The organism is Nitrosospira briensis C-128, assembly GCF_000619905.2.
Taxonomy (GTDB): domain Bacteria; phylum Pseudomonadota; class Gammaproteobacteria; order Burkholderiales; family Nitrosomonadaceae; genus Nitrosospira; species Nitrosospira briensis.
In genome coordinates this window covers 1,556,036-1,577,067 of the sequence record NZ_CP012371.1, presented here as the reverse complement: position 1 = coordinate 1,577,067, position 21,032 = coordinate 1,556,036, and the positions used below count along the sequence as shown (strand labels likewise).

Annotated in this window: 18 protein-coding genes and 3 pseudogenes; 13 read left to right on the top strand and 8 right to left on the bottom strand. The window is 53.4% G+C overall.

Annotation, left to right across the window (positions count from 1 at the left end; genetic code table 11):
- The first annotated feature begins 17 nt into the window (after positions 1–17).
- The 5 genes from F822_RS07075 to F822_RS07055 all read left to right on the top strand — a co-directional run bounded on the left by F822_RS07075 (position 18) and on the right by F822_RS07055 (position 4,276).
- On the top strand, positions 18–413 hold the full coding sequence (locus tag F822_RS07075) for a PTS sugar transporter subunit IIA (protein WP_025042131.1): 396 nt from the start codon (positions 18–20) through the stop codon (positions 411–413).
- On the top strand, positions 413–682 hold the full coding sequence (locus tag F822_RS07070) for an HPr family phosphocarrier protein (RefSeq protein WP_025042130.1): 270 nt from the start codon (positions 413–415) through the stop codon (positions 680–682). Before F822_RS07075 ends, F822_RS07070 begins: the two co-directional genes overlap by 1 nt.
- The gene (gene ptsP / locus F822_RS07065) at positions 679–2,406 is read left to right on the top strand and encodes a phosphoenolpyruvate--protein phosphotransferase (protein WP_025042129.1); all 1,728 of its coding nucleotides are present in this window, start codon (positions 679–681) and stop codon (positions 2,404–2,406) included. The genes F822_RS07070 and ptsP overlap by 4 nt, the downstream gene beginning before the upstream one ends.
- A gap of 340 nt (positions 2,407–2,746) precedes the next feature.
- Positions 2,747–3,874 carry a homoserine O-succinyltransferase MetX gene (metX, locus tag F822_RS07060; RefSeq protein ID WP_025042128.1) on the top strand — a complete coding sequence of 376 codons (1,128 nt, stop codon included), beginning with the start codon at positions 2,747–2,749 and terminating at the stop codon, positions 3,872–3,874.
- 60 nt (positions 3,875–3,934) lie between these two features.
- Positions 3,935–4,276: a hypothetical protein gene (locus F822_RS07055; protein ID WP_025042127.1), complete on the top strand. Its 342-nt coding sequence runs from the start codon at positions 3,935–3,937 to the stop codon at positions 4,274–4,276.
- Between the two features lie 333 nt (positions 4,277–4,609).
- Here F822_RS07055 and F822_RS07050 read toward each other — a convergent pair whose 3' ends face one another.
- Complete coding sequence (locus tag F822_RS07050) at positions 4,610–5,143, bottom strand: hypothetical protein (RefSeq protein WP_025042126.1); 534 nt, start codon at positions 5,141–5,143, stop codon at positions 4,610–4,612.
- Between F822_RS07050 and F822_RS15290 the strand changes: the two are divergent.
- A pseudogene (locus F822_RS15290) lies at positions 5,045–5,450 on the top strand (DDE-type integrase/transposase/recombinase); the annotation flags it as partial. The gene F822_RS07050 and the pseudogene F822_RS15290 sit on opposite strands and share 99 nt — an antisense overlap.
- Before the next feature lie 7 nt (positions 5,451–5,457).
- Here the strand turns inward: F822_RS15290 and F822_RS07040 are convergent.
- A pseudogene (locus F822_RS07040) lies at positions 5,458–6,864 on the bottom strand (IS30 family transposase).
- 43 nt (positions 6,865–6,907) lie between these two features.
- Here F822_RS07040 and F822_RS07035 point away from each other — a divergent pair.
- From F822_RS07035 to F822_RS07015, 6 genes and pseudogenes are all read left to right on the top strand, one after another.
- A pseudogene (locus F822_RS07035) lies at positions 6,908–7,208 on the top strand (integrase core domain-containing protein); the annotation flags it as partial.
- Positions 7,209–8,106: 898 nt separating this feature from the next.
- Positions 8,107–8,307 carry a hypothetical protein gene (locus F822_RS07030; RefSeq protein ID WP_156304369.1) on the top strand — a complete coding sequence of 67 codons (201 nt, stop codon included), beginning with the start codon at positions 8,107–8,109 and terminating at the stop codon, positions 8,305–8,307.
- Complete coding sequence (locus tag F822_RS16015) at positions 8,301–8,417, top strand: hypothetical protein (RefSeq protein ID WP_197272888.1); 117 nt, start codon at positions 8,301–8,303, stop codon at positions 8,415–8,417. Before F822_RS07030 ends, F822_RS16015 begins: the two co-directional genes overlap by 7 nt.
- Before the next feature lie 279 nt (positions 8,418–8,696).
- Positions 8,697–9,026, top strand: a complete 330-nt coding sequence (locus tag F822_RS07025; protein WP_025042123.1) for a helix-turn-helix domain-containing protein — start codon at positions 8,697–8,699, stop codon at positions 9,024–9,026.
- Positions 9,027–9,407: 381 nt separating this feature from the next.
- On the top strand, positions 9,408–12,017 hold the full coding sequence (locus tag F822_RS07020) for a fascin domain-containing protein (protein WP_051536776.1): 2,610 nt from the start codon (positions 9,408–9,410) through the stop codon (positions 12,015–12,017).
- Positions 12,018–12,191: 174 nt separating this feature from the next.
- Positions 12,192–12,509 carry an ATP-dependent DNA ligase gene (locus tag F822_RS07015; RefSeq protein WP_231623593.1) on the top strand — a complete coding sequence of 106 codons (318 nt, stop codon included), beginning with the start codon at positions 12,192–12,194 and terminating at the stop codon, positions 12,507–12,509.
- Positions 12,510–12,598: 89 nt separating this feature from the next.
- Here the strand turns inward: F822_RS07015 and F822_RS07010 are convergent, their stop codons facing one another.
- The 4 genes from F822_RS07010 to F822_RS06995 all read right to left on the bottom strand — a co-directional run bounded on the left by F822_RS07010 (position 12,599) and on the right by F822_RS06995 (position 15,785).
- Positions 12,599–13,399 (bottom strand): hypothetical protein, encoded by an 801-nt coding sequence (locus tag F822_RS07010; RefSeq protein ID WP_156304368.1) that lies wholly within the window; start codon positions 13,397–13,399, stop codon positions 12,599–12,601.
- The gene (locus F822_RS07005) at positions 13,329–13,598 is read right to left on the bottom strand and encodes a hypothetical protein (RefSeq protein ID WP_025042119.1); all 270 of its coding nucleotides are present in this window, start codon (positions 13,596–13,598) and stop codon (positions 13,329–13,331) included. Before F822_RS07005 ends, F822_RS07010 begins: the two co-directional genes overlap by 71 nt.
- Positions 13,595–14,257, bottom strand: a complete 663-nt coding sequence (locus F822_RS07000; protein ID WP_025042118.1) for a hypothetical protein — start codon at positions 14,255–14,257, stop codon at positions 13,595–13,597. The genes F822_RS07005 and F822_RS07000 overlap by 4 nt, the downstream gene beginning before the upstream one ends.
- Before the next feature lie 395 nt (positions 14,258–14,652).
- Positions 14,653–15,785 (bottom strand): IS3 family transposase gene (locus tag F822_RS06995; protein WP_156304367.1). Its coding sequence is split into 2 segments (ribosomal slippage): positions 14,653–15,524 and positions 15,524–15,785, totalling 1,134 coding nucleotides; the frame shifts between segments, so codons are not numbered across the junction.
- Positions 15,786–16,058: 273 nt separating this feature from the next.
- On the opposite strand from F822_RS06995, the gene F822_RS06985 reads away from it, so the two are divergent.
- On the top strand, positions 16,059–16,853 hold the full coding sequence (locus F822_RS06985; RefSeq protein ID WP_025041375.1) for a PEP-CTERM sorting domain-containing protein: 795 nt from the start codon (positions 16,059–16,061) through the stop codon (positions 16,851–16,853).
- Between the two features lie 260 nt (positions 16,854–17,113).
- Here the strand turns inward: F822_RS06985 and F822_RS06980 are convergent, their stop codons facing one another.
- Positions 17,114–17,611 carry a VOC family protein gene (locus F822_RS06980; RefSeq protein WP_025041374.1) on the bottom strand — a complete coding sequence of 166 codons (498 nt, stop codon included), beginning with the start codon at positions 17,609–17,611 and terminating at the stop codon, positions 17,114–17,116.
- 274 nt (positions 17,612–17,885) lie between these two features.
- On the bottom strand, positions 17,886–21,011 hold the full coding sequence (locus F822_RS06975; RefSeq protein WP_025041373.1) for an error-prone DNA polymerase: 3,126 nt from the start codon (positions 21,009–21,011) through the stop codon (positions 17,886–17,888).
- Positions 21,012–21,032 lie beyond the last annotated feature (21 nt).

Sequence of the window (21,032 nt, the reverse complement as noted above, 5' to 3'; positions counted from 1 at the left end):
GATATTACTGACCGAACATGATCGGAATTTTAATTATCTCGCACGGCAATCTGGGTGACAGCCTTATCCATTGCGTTGACCACGTCATGGGTCAAAAATCCGAGCGGTTGACATACCTGAGCATTACCGTTCGGGATGACCCCGATGTCGTCGTGCCCAAAGCGCTGGAATTGGTGAAACAACTTGATCGCGGCGATGGCGTGCTGGTGTTGAGCGATATCTGCGGGGCAACGCCATGCAATATCGCCAGCCGGCTCGTTAGGCCCGGTAGTGTGGAATGCCTTGCCGGGGTCAATCTGCCGATGCTGATACGAGCGCTTACCTATCGCAACGAACCACTCTCAACCGTGGCGGAGAAAGCGCTATCCGGCGGCAGAGAAGGCGTCATGCGTATTGATGCAGGACCAACATAATGCAATACCAGGAGGTCAAAATCCTGAACAAATTGGGTCTTCATGCGCGTGCTTCCGCGAAGCTCACGCAGTTGGCCTCTCGATACCGCAGCGAGGTCTGGCTATCGCGGGACAGCCGTAAAGTTAATGCGAAAAGCATTATGGGCGTGATGATGCTCGCTGCCAATCAGGGTGTCATTCTGGGCATTGAAACCACCGGTACGGACGAGGCCGAGGCCATGCAGGCGCTGGTGAATTTGATCGAGGATGGTTTCGGGGAAAGCGAATGAGCTTTGTGCTGCACGGCGTGGGCGTTTCCAGCGGCATTGCCATAGGACATGCATCTCTCGCTTCGCACGCCGCACTGGAGGTGGCGCATCACATCGTGCCGGAGGATCAAGTCAGCAATGAAATATCCCGGCTCGACATCGCATTCAATGGTGTTCGTGAGGAGCTTGAAGCGCTGAATGCTTCCGTGGTCAGCGGCCCCGCCACGCCGGAATACGGCGCGTTTCTTGAATTGCACCGGATGATTCTGGACGATCCCACTCTCTCCACCGCTGCTAAAACTTATATTGCCCAGAACCAGTGCAATGCCGAATGGGCCATTACCCAGCAAATGGGCGTATTAATGGCGCAGTTTGAAGAAATTGAAGATCCTTATCTGCGCGAACGCAAGACCGATGTGATCCAGGTAGTCGAACGCGTGCTGAAAATCTTGCTGGGGCATCCGGGTTACGTTCCGATCCCATTGAAGCATGATGGCGACAGCATTCTGGTTGCTCATGATCTAAGCCCCGCTGATGTGATTCAGTACAAGCAGCACCGTTTTACGGCATTCCTGACCGACCTGGGCGGCTTGACTTCGCACACGGCTATCGTGGCACGCAGCCTCAATATTCCTTCTATCGTTGCGCTTCATCACGCACGCGGATTGATCCGCGACAATGATGTTCTGATCGTGGACGGTGCTCAGGGCGTGGTAATAGTGGGCCCTGACGAGCATGTGCTGACGGAATACCGGCTTCGCCAGAACGAACTGGAGCTGGAAAAGCAGAAACTGAAGCGCATCAAGGCGACCCCTGCTACGACCCTCGATGGTACAGCCGTGGAATTGCAAGCCAATATAGAACTACCTCAAGATGTCGAGCAGGTAAAGGAAAACGGAGCCACAGGCGTTGGCCTGTTTCGCAGCGAATTCCTGTTTCTCAATCGCGATAGTTTGCCCGGCGAGGACGAACAGTTCGAAGCTTATCGTACCGTGGCGCGAAAAATGCGGGGAATGCCGGTAACGATACGCACATTTGACCTGGGCGCCGACAAGAATCTCGACAATGCAAAGCGCGTAGCTGCCAATCCGGCGTTGGGATTGCGCGCTATTCGCCTATGTCTTGCTGAACCTCAGATGTTCAATACGCAGTTGCGTGCGATTCTGCGCGCTTCCCGTTATGGCCAGATTCGTATTCTAGTGCCGATGCTCTCCAGCGTTTCGGAAATTGCCCAGACATTGCAATTGCTGGAAAACGCCAAGCAAAGCCTGCGCCAGGAAAAAATTCCGTTCGATGAGAAAATTCAGATAGGCGGTATGATAGAGATTCCCGCCGCAGCGCTATGTCTCGATGTTTTTATGCGCAAGCTGGATTTCCTGTCCATCGGAACCAATGATTTGATTCAGTACACGCTGGCCATAGACCGTGCCGATGATTCTGTGGCACACCTCTACGACTCGCTGCATCCTGCGGTACTGCGGTTGGTGGCTCACATCATACGCACCGCCAACCGAACCGGAGTACCTGTTGCAATCTGCGGCGAGATCGCGGGAGACATCGTATTTACCCGGCTTCTGCTTGGTTTTGGGCTGCGGACGTTTTCCATGCACCCGGCACAACTGCTGACCGTGAAACGAGAGGTATTGAGAAGTAATCTGCCTGATATCATACCGCTTGCGCAAAAAATACTTAAAGCCGATGACCCGGAGCGAATTCAAGGGTTGTTGACAAAGCTGAACGGCTGATTTATACCTGCAAGAGATTTATACCGATCCAGATAAACTGCTTACCGGCTACGCATGAAAATAAATTGGCGCGAGAGGTGGAGATTATATGTACGGAACATTTTTGCTGAATGGAAAGCATACTTACAGCGACGCGTAATTGGCGGCAGGTTAAGTGTGCCTGCCGGCTACCGATAGTGTTAATACATGTGCTCTGTTAACCTTCCAGGTCATGCTGAATTTTTAGCCGTACGATGCAGGAAACCGATGTCGATATCATTTATTCTACTAGGCATGTCACGGAACATGTATTTGCAGACCGTTAGCCCTACACAATTCTGCTGACGATCCTTTTACGTTAATGCAAGATTCCGATTCAATTGACATCGTCGCTCCGCAAACCGCGCGTTTCGACACACCTCTGCATTTAAAAAGCGGACCCGTGCTCGAGAATTACGAGTTGGTTTATGAAACCTACGGCCAGCTCAATGCAGCCAAATCCAATGCTGTCCTGGTTTGCCATGCGCTCTCCGGTAATCATCATCTTGCGGGGGTTTACGCGGACAATCCCAAGAGCGGTGGGTGGTGGAATAATATGATCGGTGCGGGTAAATCCATCGACACGGACAAGTTTTTCGTAGTGGGGGTCAACAACCTTGGCGGCTGCCATGGTTCTACCGGACCTGCCAGCATCGATGCAAGGACCGGTAAATGTTATGGCGCGAATTTTCCGTTAGTAACAGTGGAAGATTGGGTAAGAACACAGGTGCGATTGGCAGACTACCTGGGCATCGATCAGTTCGCCGCGGTGGCGGGCGGCAGCCTCGGCGGGATGCAGGCATTGCAATGGACGCTTGATTTTCCGGACAGGGTGCGGCACGCATTGATTATTGCCGCTGCGGCAAAACTGACTGCGCAAAACATCGCTTTTAACGACGTGGCGCGCCAAGCTATCATCACCGACCAGGATTTTCACGGTGGAGATTACTATTCGCACGGCGTGGTGCCGCGGCGGGGTCTGCGCCTCGCGCGCATGCTGGGGCATATTACTTACTTATCGGATGACGCGATGGCCGCGAAGTTCGGGCGTGAGTTGCGTAACGGCGCGCTTGCATTCGGTTTCGACGTGGAGTTCGAAATAGAATCCTATCTCCGCTATCAAGGGGATAAATTTGCCGACCAGTTCGATGCAAATACCTATTTGCTGATGACCAAGGCGCTGGATTACTTTGACCCGGCGCACCAGCACAATAACGATTTGAGCGCGGCATTTCGCGCCGCCAAGGCGAATTTCCTAGTGTTGTCATTTACCACTGACTGGCGTTTTTCGCCAGAGCGCTCCCGCGCCATTGTCAGGGCATTGCTAGATAACGAGCTGAATGTCAGTTATGCGGAAATCACCTCCAGTCATGGACATGATTCCTTCCTGATGGAAGATCGCCATTATCACAAGCTGGTGCGTGCTTATATGGACAATATTGCCACATGAGCCGGTTGCAGCGCTCCACCCAAGCGGCAGGAGGCGCTTCGGCACTCAAGGCGGCGTACGATGCGGCGCACGATAATATGGGAAGCGGCGGCGGCATGTTCACCGGGGCAGGGTGGTGAATCGCCATCTGGCGGCGGTGGTGGATTGGGCGGGGCGATGGGTACAGGGGCGCGCTTTGCGGCCGACGTGGGATCGCATCTTGCCAAGGGAAGCCTGGACGTCGCGAAAGCGCGCGTTGCCGGCACGACTGACCGCGTTAGCCAGACCCCTGGCGGAAAAATCGCCTCGGCCATCCGCGCCAACATGGGTCAACCCGAATTCACCGGAAACAAATTTGCCGGTTCCACGGATACAACCGTGGATAGGCAAGCCGAAACCGAAGCTTTCGTGAACAGCAAATAAGCCATACCAATGCAATGGCTGATTTGCCGCCACACATTCAAGAGCGAATCGTTTGCTCCATTACAGCGGCGGTGAAATATGAAGTGCCGGCAAATATCGTTCAGGCCGTGGCAGAGAAGGAAAGTGGCAGGACGGGGCGGGTACGCAATTCAAACGATACCTGCGATGTAGGCCCGATGCGTTCAATACCGCCTATCTATCCAACCTGGCCAGATACGGCATTACTGCAAGCCATGTCGAACAATCCGGGTGCTATGCGTATGATCTGGCCGCCTGGCGGCTCAGGATGCATACAGCCGTTCTCTGCAGGGCAGGTTACGTATGAATTGGTAACTATTTTTCATATTCCCATGTCCCTCTTGTGTAGTTCGACAAGGCCCTATAACAAGTAAGTCTGTTCGAATCAAATTCATATGTGCCATTAGGATTTTTCCTTGCCTTCATGCGTTCCAGGTTTTGTTCGGCTACAGCAATCGATCTGTTAATCGCTATAATTGTGCTGGCTGCGGAATTCATGATTGTGATTTCAAGCATTTCGTTACAATTAGTATATTCGTTGAGTTCAGCCTTCCTCAGCTCCTCACCTTTTTGCTGCCATGCCCGATAGGGTTGAGATAATTGTTGGGTGAGGGTTTCGGTATCATGTGCAGCATGCGTTTTAAGTTGTGCAGCAAAACCAAGCAGATATAATGGTTGGCGCTTTGCGGCGCACTGAAAAAGCAGGCCGTCCAACAATTTGTCTACTAACGTTGCCTTCCTAATCGTTTCAAAGTCTGGGCTGTTCTCGCCGCAAATAAGCGCACCAGCAAACAATTCAGGTGTACGGTTGAACGCTTGATGCGGCGCATGGGGCCGCAAGGCGTACAACGGGGTAAAACCGTACGCACCACGATTCCTGACACATCGGTCCCTGCCCGCTGGACAAGGCAATCGACAATTCAAGGCGGGACACCCAAATCAGCTATAGGTTTCGGACTTTACCCATGTTTTGACTTGGCAAGGCTGGTTGTACGTGGCCTTCGTCATTGACGTATTTGCCCGGCGTATCGCAGGTTGGCGCGTGAGCAGTTCCATGCAGACGGGTTTCGTACTCGATGTGCTGGAGCAGGCGCTCCATGCTCGCCAGCCAAAGCTCTCCGATAGCTTGATCCACCACAGCGATAGAGGCTCCCAGGGCGAATTCAACCGGTCGTCGCAACACTACCGATTTTAACATTTGCAAGGAATTGGTCGATTGCCTCCGCCGGTGTTTTCCAGCCAAGTGTTTTACGCGGTCTTGTATTAATAGTGTGGGCGACTGCATCGAGTTCATCGGAGGTGTGTTGGCTGAGATCGGTGCCTTTAGGAAAGTACTGCCGCAGCAACCCATTCGTGTTTTCGTTCGTACCGCGCTGCCAAGGACTTTGAGGATCACAGAAGTAAATCTGTAGTCCGGTATCGATCCGTAGACGAGCATGTTGGGCCATTTCTGCGCCCTGATCCCAAGTAAGTGACTGGCGCAGCATCTCTGGAAGGCTTGAGATAGATCTCGTTATGGCGTCGCGTACAGCTTCAGCACCGTGACCGGCCAAGGCCGGGCCATTCTTGATGCTCTTCCCCGGTTGATAGTCCCCCATGCGCGGCAGGTGCAACAGCATCGTAAAGCGCGTAGCACGTTCGACCAATGTACCGATTGCAGAGCTTCCCAAGCCAAGGATGAGGTCACCTTCCCAATGTCCGGGCAAGGCTCTATCCTCAACTTCGGGCGGCCGCTGGCTGATATTTATCGCATCGGCAACGAAGGACTTGCCGCGATTTCAGACCCGTTCGCGAGGCATACGCAGAGCCCGCCCGGACCGCAGACAGGCGGTAAGGTCGCGACGTAATGCGCCACGGCCTTGAATATATAGCGCTTGGTAAATGGCTTCATGGCTGATGCGCATGGTCGGATCCTCGGGGAAATCGAACCGGAGCCTATGCGCAATCTGCTCCGGGCTCCAGGCCGTTGACCATCGCCTGCTCTGTCGGTGAACGGCACGACGCCCCTTCCATATTACATCAGGGCCGGTAAATTCGACGCCATCTGCTTTGGTAATCGTCCCTGCAAGCCTTGCTTGGACATAATCACGCAGCGCAGGATTCGTAACGAGCTTGCTTGGCCTTGGGCGCTGGAAGGCGCGATCAGCATGCCATTGCGCCGTACTGGCACGATAATCCAGATTCCCACTTCGCGTAGCTGCGTTACGTCGCAGCTCACGAGAGATAGTGCTTGCCGACCTTCCGATTTTGCGAGCAATGGCCCGAACGCCAGCGCCTTTTGCGAGTTCGATTGCAATGTCCTCGCGCTCCAAAAATGTTAGGTAACGCCCGCTCGGTGGCTTTGCCGATGGGCTCAAATGAGTAGCTGGCATTCCCCCTGAATTCCGAAACCATCGCGCTCCAACCGGTGCCGAAACGCCGGCGTTAACCGCCGCATCCTCAGTCGTCTGACCAGACGCGACAGCTTGCCAGAAACGGCATAGCGTCTCACGCTGCCAGACTGGCGGCCTGCCAGGCGAATATAGTTTGTTCCGTGTAGAGCGGTTCGAACGACGTTTATGAGCCTTCATCGTAACATCCTTATTCAAGGTGTTGCGACGACCGGTTGAATTCGCCCAGTATGTCTCTATCCGCTATACCAAGCGTCTAGCCGAAGCAGGCATTGAACCCTCGGTGGGCAGCCGGGGAGACAGTTGCGACAATGCCTTGGCTGAAACCATCAACGGCCTGTACAAAGCCGAATTGATACACCGCGCGCTGGAAGACAAAGGCGGCGGAGGAACTGGCCACCCTGGAATGGGTATCGTGGTTCAACCATCAACGTCTGCTCGAACCCATCGGTTATATTCCACCGGTTGAGGCCGAGGAAAATTATTATCGACAGCAGGCAGAAAAGGCCACGGTAGAGGTCTGACTTAAACCAACCAGCCTCCATGAAACCGGGGGCGGTTCAGAGAATAAAGCGAACACAAGTCGCGGATGAAATAGAGTTTTCTTCCCAACCTTTTACCCTGGATAAAATACATTATCAATTGTAAAAGAAAAAATTAGATGTACTTCAGTCCAATATGAAAACATCCCAAATCTCGTAAGATGAGAGCCATCGAATGGAGACCAAAGCAAAGATGGTTCCTCACCTTACTTCATAAGGGATAACCGTGATAGTCAAACAACCTGCCAATGTAGTTTTTGTATGGATTGCGCTTACCCTCAACGGAGCCGTATATGCTAGTTTCATCGGTACGCAGATGAGCGTAGCCTACTATTATCTTTAGCGCCATAAATCCTTTAGGCTTGGGAAGCGCACTATAGATACATCTACACTAGCTGGGTTTGATAACTCTCGTGTTTCATATACCGACGATCAAATCCTGCTGAATTGGCAAGGCCTGAGCTATGCTGATGGCGCTGTGTTAAAGATCAACTTTACTGAGCAGGCAATTCCAGCGGAAATTCCAGAACCTCGCATCGTTGTGCTCATTAGTCCCGGCTTGCTTGGGTTTGTTGCTACTCGTCGCAGAACGCAGCACCTCGATTAGTGGATCGATAGAGACATAAAGGGGTGGGATTCGGGGCATATTTTCGCATATGCAAAATCTCAGTTTAGGGGCAACTACCAGCTGGCCGAAGTTTTTGCAAAAGTGGATCGTGGGTCCAGACTGAGCCAAAAACCCCAATGTGCTCTACATAGGGCCGGCCCGCGACCAGTAGGAAACGTAAGAATTGAAGGAACATAACCGCCTTTGACAGCTTGAATTCCGTCACCTAATTTGAAGCAATGGATGCTAAACGCCCCCTTGCCGGAGGATATCATGACACTCAACCATTGCTTCAAAGCCAAAACCCTCATCCTTGCCGCAGCCTTGTTTAGCGGTCTAGGTCTTGTTACTCATGCCACTGCCCAGGAACGCTCACTCCTTGTCGACCTCAACAGCGAGACAGTAACCGAGCTTGGCAGTTTAGGCGGTGAGAGCTCCCGCGCGAGGCCATCAATGATGCCGGGCAGGTGGTAAGAGAGTCAGGTGCGGCTAAAGGTTATCGCCATGCCTTCATCACCGATCTTGATAGAGCTGGCATCACGACCTCAATTCGCTCGTTGATTTACCGGACGGAGTCGTCTTAACCGGCGGCCTGGGGCAAACTCCTGCTTTCATCACCAGTCCAGATGGGTTGGGCATAATGGACCTTAATTCGCTGGCTGACCACCCGAGGGGGTATTCTATCGCACGCCTTCGATATCAATAACAATGGACAGGTGATTGCTGCAGCGGTTGTTCCCGAACCCGAAACGTATGCTTAATGCTCACTGGCTTAGGGGTTTGTGGCACGATGTAAGAAGGCAAATTCCATCACCTAATTTGAAGCAATGAATGTAGATACCACCCCAGAAGTGGGAGTTACTATGACACGACTAGACCATGTTACTTTTGGTAACTATATTGCCGAGGCGCGCAAGAAGCTACAGATGAGCCAGAAAGAGCTAGCAACTCGTATTCTACGTGAAGAAGATGGACAGCCTATCTCCCCACAATATCTTAGTGACATAGAGCGTGACCGTCGGAGTCCAACATTCGATCACTTAATCCAGCAGTTCGCAACGGTTCTCCAGATAGATGCTGATTACCTGCACTACCTCTCTGGCAAATTACCTGACGAAATTAGGCAGCGGAACCTCTCCGAAAATGCCGTGAAGGCGGCTTTCATGGCCTTCCGCAAGCCCAATAAAAAATAATTCCATGGTTACTTACGTATGAAACCAGACCGCGCGTTTTCAGGAGCGTCCCCATAGCCTGATCTAGTTCGGCGCGGCCTGTATGCGTTATAAGCTCGGTTTTTGACCGATGCCGTACCTACACGCCCCGTTTCGTTAATTGTGCTGCATCTAATTGCAGAGCTTGCTCGTCCCGTGATAAGCTAATCCGCTAATCCGCTAATCCGCATATTAGCGATGCTTGCATCCCTACCCCATCATTTAAGTAGTTACACTTCAACGTCATTATTGAGTTATTCAACACACCTCCATCCGGAGAACACATTCAGGGAGAAGATATGCGGAAATTTTATAATCGCTTGTTAGGCTATACCATTCAGCGCACAAAAGATGAGGCTGGCCATGGTCGATAAAATCGTCGCAATTGCCGCCAAAGCCTTTCCAAATATTTACCTCCGCATGGACGGCACGGAGGTCGCTCGCAGAGGTCGTCCGGGTGACGGGGGGCTGGTCAACTGTCACTTCGGCGCTGGGCCTTGGGAGCAGTTTCGCATCCATTCGCAGCCTGACGGCCTAGTGACGATCGAGTCTGCAGCCTTCCCTGGTGTTTTTCTTCGCATGGACGGCACGGAGGTCGCTCGCAGAGGTCGTCCGGGTGATGGGGGGCTGGTCAACTGTCACTTCGGCGCTGGGCCTTGGGAGCAGTTTCGCATCCATTCGCAGCCTGACGGTCTAGTGACGATCGAGTCTGCAGCCTTCCCCGGTGTTTTCCTTCGCATGGACGGTAGCGGGATCACTCAGCCCGAAAATGCCGGCGCTGGCGTCGTCAATTGCCAGTTCGGCGCGGGGGGGTGGGAGCATTTTCGCATTCTGCCAAGGGGCATGGTTACAGAAACCAGGTTTATCGGCAACCAGGGCGGGGCGTCCTCGATTTCATTCGCATCAGAGAATGGCATTGCCACCTTCATAGGCGTTCGTTGGGACGGCGACAAGGTCCGCGGTATCCGGGTCGAACTGAATGACGGATCCAGTCGACAGTCAGGCGGCTATGACGACTCTGGCTATCCGCTTACCGAATACCGCTTTGCCGCTGGTGAGATGCTCACTAAGGCATGGCTGAGGGATTCGGGATATGGATACCGAAGCGTGCGTCAGGTGGAGTTCGAGACGTCCACAGGTGGCCATTTCATGGCTGGGCCAGCAGGTTTCGACAACGAAGTGGCGCTTGCAGTGGAGGGTACGCTCCTAGCCGGCTTTCATGCCTGGGTAAATCCGGACAATTTCATCAACGCACTTGCCTTCATGGTTCATAGCGATCTTCCAACGCCCATTGTGCATCGCCCATGGTTCGAAACCAACGTGATTGGGAATAGCTCAGCCGGGACAAATGAAACCAAGCTGGAATCGGAAACCTCCGTAGCCCGCTCCATCAGTGTTCGGTGGGACGGTGACAAGGTTCGTGGTATCCAGATCGAATTGCGTGATGGCAGCATCGCCAGCGCCGGTGGGATCAATGACGACCGATACGCGCTCACTTCGCACACATTCTTGGAAGATGAAACGTTGCAGTCCCTGTCACTCAGCAGCAGCGGATACGGCTATGGAAGCTTACGTCACTTCGAGTTTACGACGAACAAAGGCAAGCATTTCATTGCAGGTCCTGTAGGCATCGACGACATTGTTACCCCGCCAGTCGCCGATGGTTGTTTGGTCGGGTTTCATGCTTGGGTTAATCCTGACAACTTCATCAACGCGTTGGCCTTTCGTGTCACCAATGATGCTCCACTGAAAGTCGCTGTTCGCAACTATTCCCCATGGAATTGCAACTACGCGAATGGTGTCGTCACAGTGGATGGAAAGAACGTCATTCAAGTCGTAGATGAAGGAACGAACAAGCATGGGATGAGCAGCCGACACAACAGGGTTGCCAAGATCACGTCCGGAAGTGTGGCGGGCTATTGTTGCTATGACGGGAATACTCCTCTCTTGATCTCGATCTTCGGTGATGCTACCTTCGAAGCTAAGTTCGCCGTCGACGATGGCGATGGGGTAGTTTATGGAGCAATGAATGGCGTGGCGCCGCTTGTCGACAAGCTTGCGCTCAAAGACGCGCTGGTAAGGAAGTATGCCCCGATCTTCATGCTAAACGTAGATGAAGTTTATTGGCCAGGCACAATTGACCCCTTTCTCACTCAAATGATAATGCAGAAGGTAGAAAATGGGCATACTTCCGATTTCTATATTGAAAACTTGAACCGGAATGGTCTGGCGGAACAAGCAGCGCTTCTTGGCCCTAGCAATGCGAACGATCATGCTTGCCTGCGCACGCGACATGACCTCAACCAGCCATCGGATACGCAAGACTGGTTCAATGGATCGATTCCCAAGGATTCATCAGAGGTGACAGCTTATGCAACTGTGGTAGAGGGCCAGAATAACAAGCTGGATATCATCTACTGGTGGTTCTTCAATTACAACCAGGGAAAAAACGTGGCTAACACCAGTTGGGGCAACCATGTTGCTGATTGGGTGCATGTTAAGATCCATCTAGGGAGCGTTGATTTCAACCATCCACAGCAGGAAAAGCTGTTGGCGGTCACGTTCGATCACCATGGTGATAAGGAAACCCATGCACCCGGGAGCGGCTTGGCTGAGTTTTCGGGTTGCCAAGTTCTGGTTCACCTTGCAAACGGCAATCATGAAGCCTATCCCAAGGCCGGTATTTACAGCCGCCCCGGAGATACCCACGACTACTGTAAGGAAAACGCGTATCGCTTCGATCAACGGGTTGGAACTATTGAGATCTACGAGTGGGGCGGCTCTGATTTCTTGCCGTTACCAACTTCTGCTCCGGCAGCATTCAAGGATCCGAACTGGTTGAAGTACCGAGGCCGCTGGGGGAACTGGGAGAGAGGAGCGGTGAAAACACGTTGGGGTAGCGTCTCGCAACTTGAATCGGGCCCTGAGGGTCTCTTTCGACCCGCTGAATATACCTTCCTGGCCACAAACTGATCCCTACCTATGGATGAGCGCGCGGCGGGTTCAAAGAAGCTCGCCGCGCTGAACAGAGAACGTTCTGCGTACAGTGCACGCTTTAAACTTCACCCATTAGATTAAGAAAATCTATTCCTCCTGCCGGTGCCAAAGCAGCGCCCAAAAAGAAAAAAGTATCCGGTTTGCCGCATTTTGCCGGGAAACGCACTCGAAGCTGACCTTCCTCACGCGCTCAAGCCGCAGCTCGCCACGCTGGTCGATGGGCCTCCCAATGACCCGGCTGAATGGACCTACGAAATCAAGTTCGACGGTTACCGGATACTGACTCGCATAGACGGCGAAAAAGTCCAGCTTTTCACCCGTAACGGCAATGACTGGTTCCATAAACTGACGCATATTTTAAAAGCGATCGGCGCAATGGGCTTCAAGAGCGGATGGTTCGATGGGGAAGTCGTCGTGCCCGACGAGAAGGGAATTCCAGACTTCCAGGCATTGCAAAACGCCTTTTGATCATACGCATCAGTATCGAAGCAGCGTCCTTGAGGGGGCGCATTGTAAAAGACTGGTGGCTGATTCGTCTTTTAGTGAGTTACCCTGGGTTATGGGCCATAAACATCAACTCCGCCCGAGTAGTTGGCCAGATAGATCCTGCCGTTGGCGGGTGTTGGCGGCAGAAATTTGTTGAACACATAGGCCAGCAAGCGGCCGTTGGTGATCTCCGAGTTGGCGTTGCCATAGGGGACCGATGCCCACAACACCGCCGACCCCGGTGTCGAACCATTGGCCGACAGGCTGATCATGCCGCCTGGCATTCCACCCACGCCGCCGGTATTCGGCGATGCCGTTTCGTCGCTCGATGCCAGGAAAGTCAGGGTAAGGTTCGCATTCACCTTCCAGGCGCGCAAGCTCGCATTCTCTCCCCAGCAGAACACCATCCACCCATGTACCGGCGACTTGTAGACCACAGGTGTCGAGTGCTGATGATGGGTTTTGCCGTCGAACAGCTTGTTGAGCCGGGTCATGTCGGTTGGAGTCGGGCTGACGTCGAAGCCGGGGAAGAATGTGAACCAGCCGATATATTTCGCCTTCGCATAGTTGCTGGCGATCTTCGCAGGTGCAAAATCCTCATTTTGCCTCTTGCCGAACGCGCCGAGCCGCAAGATATAGACAATGCCATCTTTGCCCGCGCCGATCGCGCATCCCAGTTCAGGTATGATGCCCAGGCCGCCGGAGCCAAGGTCCATACCCGTAAAGGCGTTCGTGTTGCTGGCGCCGTCACCGTTATCATTGCCGTCTTCTTTCGGCTCCGGCAGCGTCGGGTCGTCGCCGTTACGCGCGGCGTCGCTGAACGGGGCGAACCAATCCGTGGCATGCAACCGTCGTCGTCGTGGCTGGATCATACTGCAACTCCACCAGGCACTCGCCAAGATCGGCCGGCGGATCGAAGGCACCATTGCCGGTCATGAGATACAGCTTGTTGCCCTGCACCGCCGGCGCCTGCGCACCCATCCAGATACCGCCGCCCGAATACCTTGCGGTCGAGGACCAGGCCGCCGCGATCTTCGTGATGCCTTTCGTCGTTACGTCTACCGCGATCACCCAGCCGCGGTTGCTCGCGAGGCTTCCGAGACGGAGCCGGCCGCGATGAAAACTGTCTTCGCACCGCCAATCGTCATCATGGCAAGGCCGCATCGCTGTTTGCGCGCCGCGCTCGAAAATTTCTGGCTGGCGATGCCGCCGCCCGGGTTGTAAATCGCGCCATCCAGGCTCAACGGAGGAGCCAGATGCGACCCATCGACAATGCTGATCCAGTGGAACCAGAAGCTCGCCTTCGCAACGCCGCCATCGGGTGATGACCACGACACACCGCCCCAGGCGCCGTCGGCAAGGTCGAGTATGCCGGTGCTCAGGAAACCCCAGTGATCATTGATCAGGTAGGTGTCAATCGCCTTGCTGCCCCGTATCGCCACCCCCAGGCTTTGGCGCCAGATGGGCTGCCCTGTCATGGCGTCGTGGGCCTCGACATAGTCGGACATGATGCCGTGAATAACCAGGTCTCGAGTTTTCCCGTCGCGCGTTTTAATGCCTGGCGCGATCAGCGTGGTGGCTTCGGTGCCGCGGCCGTCGCCATAAAGCGGAATGGTAAACAACCGGCGGATGCCGTTCTGCCGGACCGACGCCTGGGTGAAGATGATTTCATGAAGGTTGGTATTGGAATGGGCGGGCTCGAAGCCCCGCTGGGTGACTGCGATCGACATATCGGAACTCCTTTGTAACGAGATACGGTCTGCCCGCGACGATAATGGAAAACCTGAACGGCCCGCCTCTCAGTGGGTGATCGGTCTGCTTTCGTTTCCAATCGATAATTTTCCATTCTTGCGTCCGTAACAAATACGCCTTCTCCTTGAGTCATTCGGTACGCTATCGAACGTATCGACCGCCGGAAATTTTCTATCGGTAAGGCGAACAGGATGGGATTGGCGATCATTTATTTTCGGCTTTATAACCCAGGCTAACGCGGCTGTCGTACCCGTGTATCTGGAGAAACAATAACCTTAGGATAAACCAGGATCCATTCATGGAATGCAGTAAGAAGTGGTTCCGTTTGTTTGAACAACACCTTGAATATTTTAAGTGGAATCTCTGCTGATTCTCACGCTGCCAGTTCGACCGTCGGCAGCATCACGGCATAAGCCTCATCAGGCGTTTTCTTGCCCAGGCTCGCATGTGGCCTGGATCGGTTGTACCAATCCATGTATTGCATAATTGATGCTCTGGCTTCTGCGATCGAGTCATAGGCATGCAAGTACACCCGCTCGTATTTCACCGATTTCCACAGGCGCTCGACGAACACATTGTCCCTCCAGGCTCCGCGCCCGTCCATGCTGAGGTTACAGCCCTGTTCCCTGACGGCCTGCACGAACTCATGCGCGGTGAACTGGCTGCCTTGATCGGTATTCACGATCTCCGGCTTGCCATGGCGATGAAACGCCTCTTGCAGCACATCGACGGCATGGCAGGCTTCCAGCGTGATCGCTACCTTTGCGGCTAATACCCGGCGCGAGGCCCAATCCACGACGGCGGTAAGGTAGATGAATCCTTTGGCCATTGGAATATAGGTCGAATCGAGCGCCCAGACCTGGTTGGCCCGGTTGATGGCGAGGCTGCGCAACAGGTAAGGATGAATTTCATGGCCAGGGTGCCTCTTGCTGGTTCCAGGCTTTCTATATAGCGCCTCAATGCCCATACGCTTCATCAACGTGCCAACATGCTTGCGTCCAACATCGAGCCCTTCCCGATTGAGTTGGTCGCGCAGCATGCGCGCGCCCATGAACGGATGTTCCAGGTGCAATTCGTCAATGCGGCGCATGAGCGCCAGATCCACGGCGCTGACTGGTTTGGGCAGATAATACACGCTGCCCCGGCTGATGCCGGCCAACCGGGCCTGACGGCTGATCGGAAGTGCGTGGTGGACGTCTATCATCGCTTTGCGCTCAACAATCCCACCTTGGTGAGCGCACCTTCTAAAAAATCATTCTCCAGCGTCAGTTGCCCAATCTTGGCGTGCAACACCTTCAAATCAACCGGTGGCTCCGCCGCAGTGCCGCCTCCGCCAAACACGTCGACCGCCCGTTCGTTCAGTTGCCGTTTCCACTCGGTAATCTGGTTGGGATGAACTTCAAACCGCTGTGCCAGTTCGGCCAGCGTCTTGTCACCAGCCAGCGCTGCCAGTGCCACTTTGGCTTTGAACGCCGCTGAGTGCGTCCGTCTTGCTCTTTTTGCCATTTCTCTGCTTCATATCAAAGCCCAGCAGGGACCATCAAAAGGTAGCAGATTTTCCACTTATGGATTTGTTCAAATTCTTGGGGCCACTTCTGTACGTTTACGCTGGATAGCTTATATTGCCGCGCCTGTATTGGCCTGCGACAATTTGCCACATGCGGCAATATGTCACATTGATTTGTAGATATGGATAATGAATACTCTGCCGCATCGGTCCCGGCAACGGGCATGCCGATGCTAATGACATTTAATATCATCCATGAAAAGGGACTACATATGAAAAAACCCCTCAGATATGCACTTTTCCTTGCGGGCATGACTTCCTTGCCGGCATTCGCTCACGTCGGCTATACCGGCCGCAACTTCGGCGCTTTCGATAATACTTACGCTATTTCCAGCATATCAAATCAGGCAGTTACCGGTAATTACGGCTGGATCGACGGCACGGACGCAGACTACGGCGATGCTCACAAAACACTGGCTTACCGGTTTACGTTGCTTAACCCGACAAATGTGACGCTCTCGTTCGCTAGCCAGGTTTACACCGCAGCAGCGGGTGCTGCCCCCGTGCTCGATGGATTGACGCCCGGTTTCTCGCTCTATCAGGGGCTTGCGCATGTTGCACCGATGGGGGCGGATTATGATTCTTCGGATATCTCAAAAGCATATCGGCCCGCTGACACCGAAGGTTCATTCAGAGCATTGAATGACTGGAAAATCGGCAATGCGCCCGATCCGGTAAAAGATTTGCCCGCTGCCCTGAGCTTTTTTAAATATGTTGGGCATGCTTACGATGGAATGGGAACGATCCCCGGATTCGACGGTGTAGCGGATGGCAAGGTTTCGCACACTTTCATGAACCTGGCCGCAGGTGATTATTCAGTGTTCGTGGGAGGATCGGATTATCTGGCTCAGGATATCGCCAATCCGCATCTCCTGGATAAGTATGGCGTTACGGGCACCTTGGTGGCAGGCGTGGTACCCGAACCGGAAACCTACGCCATGCTGCTGGCCGGCCTGGGGCTGATGGGTACTATCGTTCATCGGCGCAAGTCGAGGCAGGCCCTGTAGATGAGGCGAATGCCAGTCGTCTTGATACAGTCAGGCTTTCCAGTCGTTACTAATCCCGCTTTTGTTCTTCCGGTTCAGCGAGGAGTTCGTTTTAATGAATGAATGCATCCGACGCTGATTCGGCCTTCGATTCGGCGTCGGATGCATTGTTTTAACGCGAAGAAGATCGGCCAATAACGCGCAGCGGGTCAGTCGCCATCCCGCAGCGCGTTGTCGAGGCAGCTTATGCGACAATACCACCGGCTTTGCCGCGCTAAAAATTATCCGGCATATGCGCGCCTTAGTTCATCAATATCCATCTTCTTCATATGAAGTATTGCTTCCATGATCCTTTCGGATTTTTCCGAATCGGCATCATTCAGCATCTCGAGTAGAACGCCGGGAACAATTTGCCATGATGCGCCGTATTTATCCTTCAGCCAACCGCACTGCTGTGCTTTTTCGTCCCCGCCTTCAGACAGCTTCTCCCAGTAATAATCCACTTCTTCCTGCGTATCACAATTGACCTGAAATGAGATGGCTTCGTTGAATTTGAACGTCGGGCCACCGTTAAGCGCGGTGAATGCCTGTCCATCGAGTTCAAATGAGACGGTCATTACTGTTCCCGCCGGTTTTCCGTGGATTTCATATCCCGCCTCTCCATAGCGAGAAATATTCAATATCTTCGAATTCCGAAAAATACCGGTATAAAACTCAGCCGCTTCTTCGGCCTGATCATCGAACCACAAACATGGGGTGATCTTTTGATTGTTTTGCATGGTATTTCTCCAAGAATTGGTAACGATGAGATGACTGTGACCACAGCCTGGTCGCCTGCGAAATCCTGATATCGACAAGGCCGAGCTAACGGGATTGATATCATTTCGGCAATCAACCGGTTCCAAGCCTATTTAACATGGAGACTTGTAAAGCCAAAAACTGGTGTGGTTGCGAGCTTTCCCTATTTTCCAGGTATAGGCGTACAACTTTTGCCAGCTCCATTGAACTATAGTCTTCAAGAAAAGGGCTTTCAAGAGAACCGGATTCATGGGATTAATGAAAATCCCGGCTCTCTACCATGAGATTACCCAACAAATGACTATGGTCTACCAGCCGCTTGGCAATCAAATGCTTGACTTCACCTTCACGTTGCCATACCCCATACACCGTTAAAAGCCTTGAGTTTAATATTTCACGGCGTTGTTTCCGGACAAGCTGGCTCCATACCACGACGTTCGTTATCCCGGTCTCATCTTCGAGCGTAACAAAGACCACGCCGCTTGCCGTTCCAGGACGCTGACGGCAGGTTACGATACCGGTGGTTCGCACCAGCCGCCCCGTTGGGTAATTGTCCAGCTCCATTGCCGAATTTAAATTCATCCTGGTCAATTTTGGCCGCAACAGGGCAAGGGGGTGTCTGCGCAAAGTGAGTTCCGTGCTGGCGTAGTCAGCCGTGATTTCCTCTCCTTCACGCGCAGCGGCAATGTTGGGCAGCGTCTCCTTCACGGGGACGTCTCGCATCAGATCCAGTTGTTTTATGTGAGATGCAACCGCCCATAAAGCCTGCCGCCGATGACCCGACAGCGCGCACAGCGCATCGGAGCGGGCGAGGGAGCGCATCTCAGCGCTATTCAAGGATGCGCGGCTTGCCAAATCGCCCGTATTTTCAAATGGTGAGATTTTTCTTGCCTCAACGATATGCCGGGCAGCTTTAATGCCGATCCCTTTCGCCCTGCTCAGGCCCAGCCGGACAGCAAGCTGAAAAGATTTATCCATCTGTTCTTCAAGCGTGCAATCCCAGTCACTGATTGTCACGTCCACAGGCCTGACTTGAACGCCATGCCGCTGCGCATCCTGGATCAGTTGCGATGCGCTATAAAAACCCATGGGCAAGCTGTTCAGCATGGCGCACAGGAAGGCAGCGGGCTCGTGGCATTTAAGCCAGGCCGATACATAAACCAGCAACGCAAAGCTTGCGGCATGAGATTCCGGAAACCCATATTCGCCAAAACCCTGGATTTGGCGGAAGATCCGTTCAGCAAAATCGAGGGTGTAGCCTCGGCTGGTCATTCCCTCGATTAATTTCTTATGGAAAGAACCGAGCTCCCCTTTTCTTTTCCAGGCGGCCATGGAACGTCGCAACTGGTCTGCCTCGCCTGGAGTAAAGCCGGCGGCCAGCACTGCCAGTTGCATCACCTGTTCCTGGAAAATCGGAACGCCATAGGTTCGCTTCAAAGCGGTTTTGACTTCCTCGCTTGGATAGCTCACCGGTTCCAGCCCTTGACGGCGCCGTAAGTAGGGATGCACCATGCCTCCCTGAATCGGCCCCGGACGAACGATGCCGACCTCTATCACCAGATCATAGAAATTCCGCGGCCTCAAGCGCGGCAGCATGGACATCTGTGCTCGGGATTCGATCTGGAAAACACCGATGGTGTCGGCTTTGCAGATCATGTCGAAGGTGGTTTCATCTTCCGCCGGGATATCCTGCATCTGGAATGGCTTGCCGTGCTGTATGGAAACCAGATCGAGCGTGCGGCGGATGGCCGATAGCATACCCAGTGCGAGCACATCGATTTTCATCAGCCCTACCGCTGCAAGATCGTCCTTATCCCATTGGATAATGCGGCGATCCGGCATGGCGGCATTCTCGATCGGGACAATGCGGCACAGCTTGTCGCAGGTAATGACAAAACCGCCTACATGCTGCGATAAATGGCGTGGAAACCCATATAAGGCTGGGATCAGCTGAATCAGCTTCCGGATGACGGGACTATCGGGATCGAAGCCGTTTTCAATGAGCCGCGTAGAAATATCCGAGGTCTTGTCCCACCAGGCAAAAGAACCGGATAACCGTTTGATGCGTTCGATATCGAGCCCCAGCGCTTTGCCAATGTCCTGGACCGCCGAGCGGGTACGGTATGTGATTACCGTTGCCGCTATCGCCGCACGGTCCTGACCATACTTCTGATAGATATGTTGAATGACCTCTTCCCGGCGTTGATGTTCGAAATCGACATCGATATCGGGGGGCTCATTACGTTCTTTAGAAATAAACCGTTCAAATAGCAGGCTGCTGCGTTCCGGATCAATCTCGGTAATACCCAGGCAATAGCAGACCGCCGAATTGGCCGCCGATCCGCGTCCCTGGCAGAGAATGCCGCGCGACCGGGCGAACTTTACGATATCGAATACCGTCAGGAAATAGGGCTCGTAGTTCAGATCGGCGATCAGCTTCAATTCATATTCGACCTGTTTCCTGACTTTGACCGAGGCGCCTTCGGGAAACCGTCTTGCCATGCCCTCCTCAACCATGCGTCGCAGATAGGCGGCATAGGTCTCGCCAGTTCCTGCTGATTCATCAGGATATTCATAGCGCAACTCGTCCAGCGAGAAAGTACAACGCGCTGCAATCGAAACAGTCTCCTGCAAGAGCTGCGGCGAATAGATTTCTGTCAATTGCAATCTTGTACGCAGATGCTGTTCCGCATTAGGCTGGAGAGAATAGCCGCATTCGGAAAGCGGCTTGCCGATACGAATGGCCGTCATCGTATCGTGAAGAGGTTTGCGAGAACCGTCATGCATGGTGATATCGCCGGCGGCCACGAGCGGTATCCTTGTGATAGCCGCAGCCTGCCGTATTCGTTCGAGCAGGTGATCCTCGCCGGCATGAAGCAATAGCTCGACAGCAGCCCAGCAGCGGCCAGGAAATAGCGACAGTGCCCAGCGCATGTCATTTACCAGACAGGTTTCTGTTTGAGTAGAACGAGGAATCAATAAAATCAGACAATCTCGCAACAGGGCAAGATGAGGCGCATCAGGACAGCTTTCAAAATCCGCGCGGCTTATACGATAAGCCTCTTTCTTGTCACGCTGTCTTGCCAGCGTTATCAGTTCGCATAGATTGCCGTAGCCTTCCCGATTCATGGCCAGGCAGACCAACCGCAGTCCATCCTCCAGGATAAATTGGCTTCCGATCAGAAGAGGGAGGCCGGTTTTTTTTGCTTCGGAATGGGCTCGCACCACCCCCGCCATGGAACACTCATCCGTTATGGCCAGTGCGCTATAGCCCAGGCTTGCCGCGCGTTCAACCAGCTCTTCCGGAAAGGAAGCACCTTTCAGAAAGCTGAAACTGGAGCAGCAGTGCAGTTCAGCGTAGGGAGGAGGGAAAGAATACATGTTCAGAAATAACTCAGAATG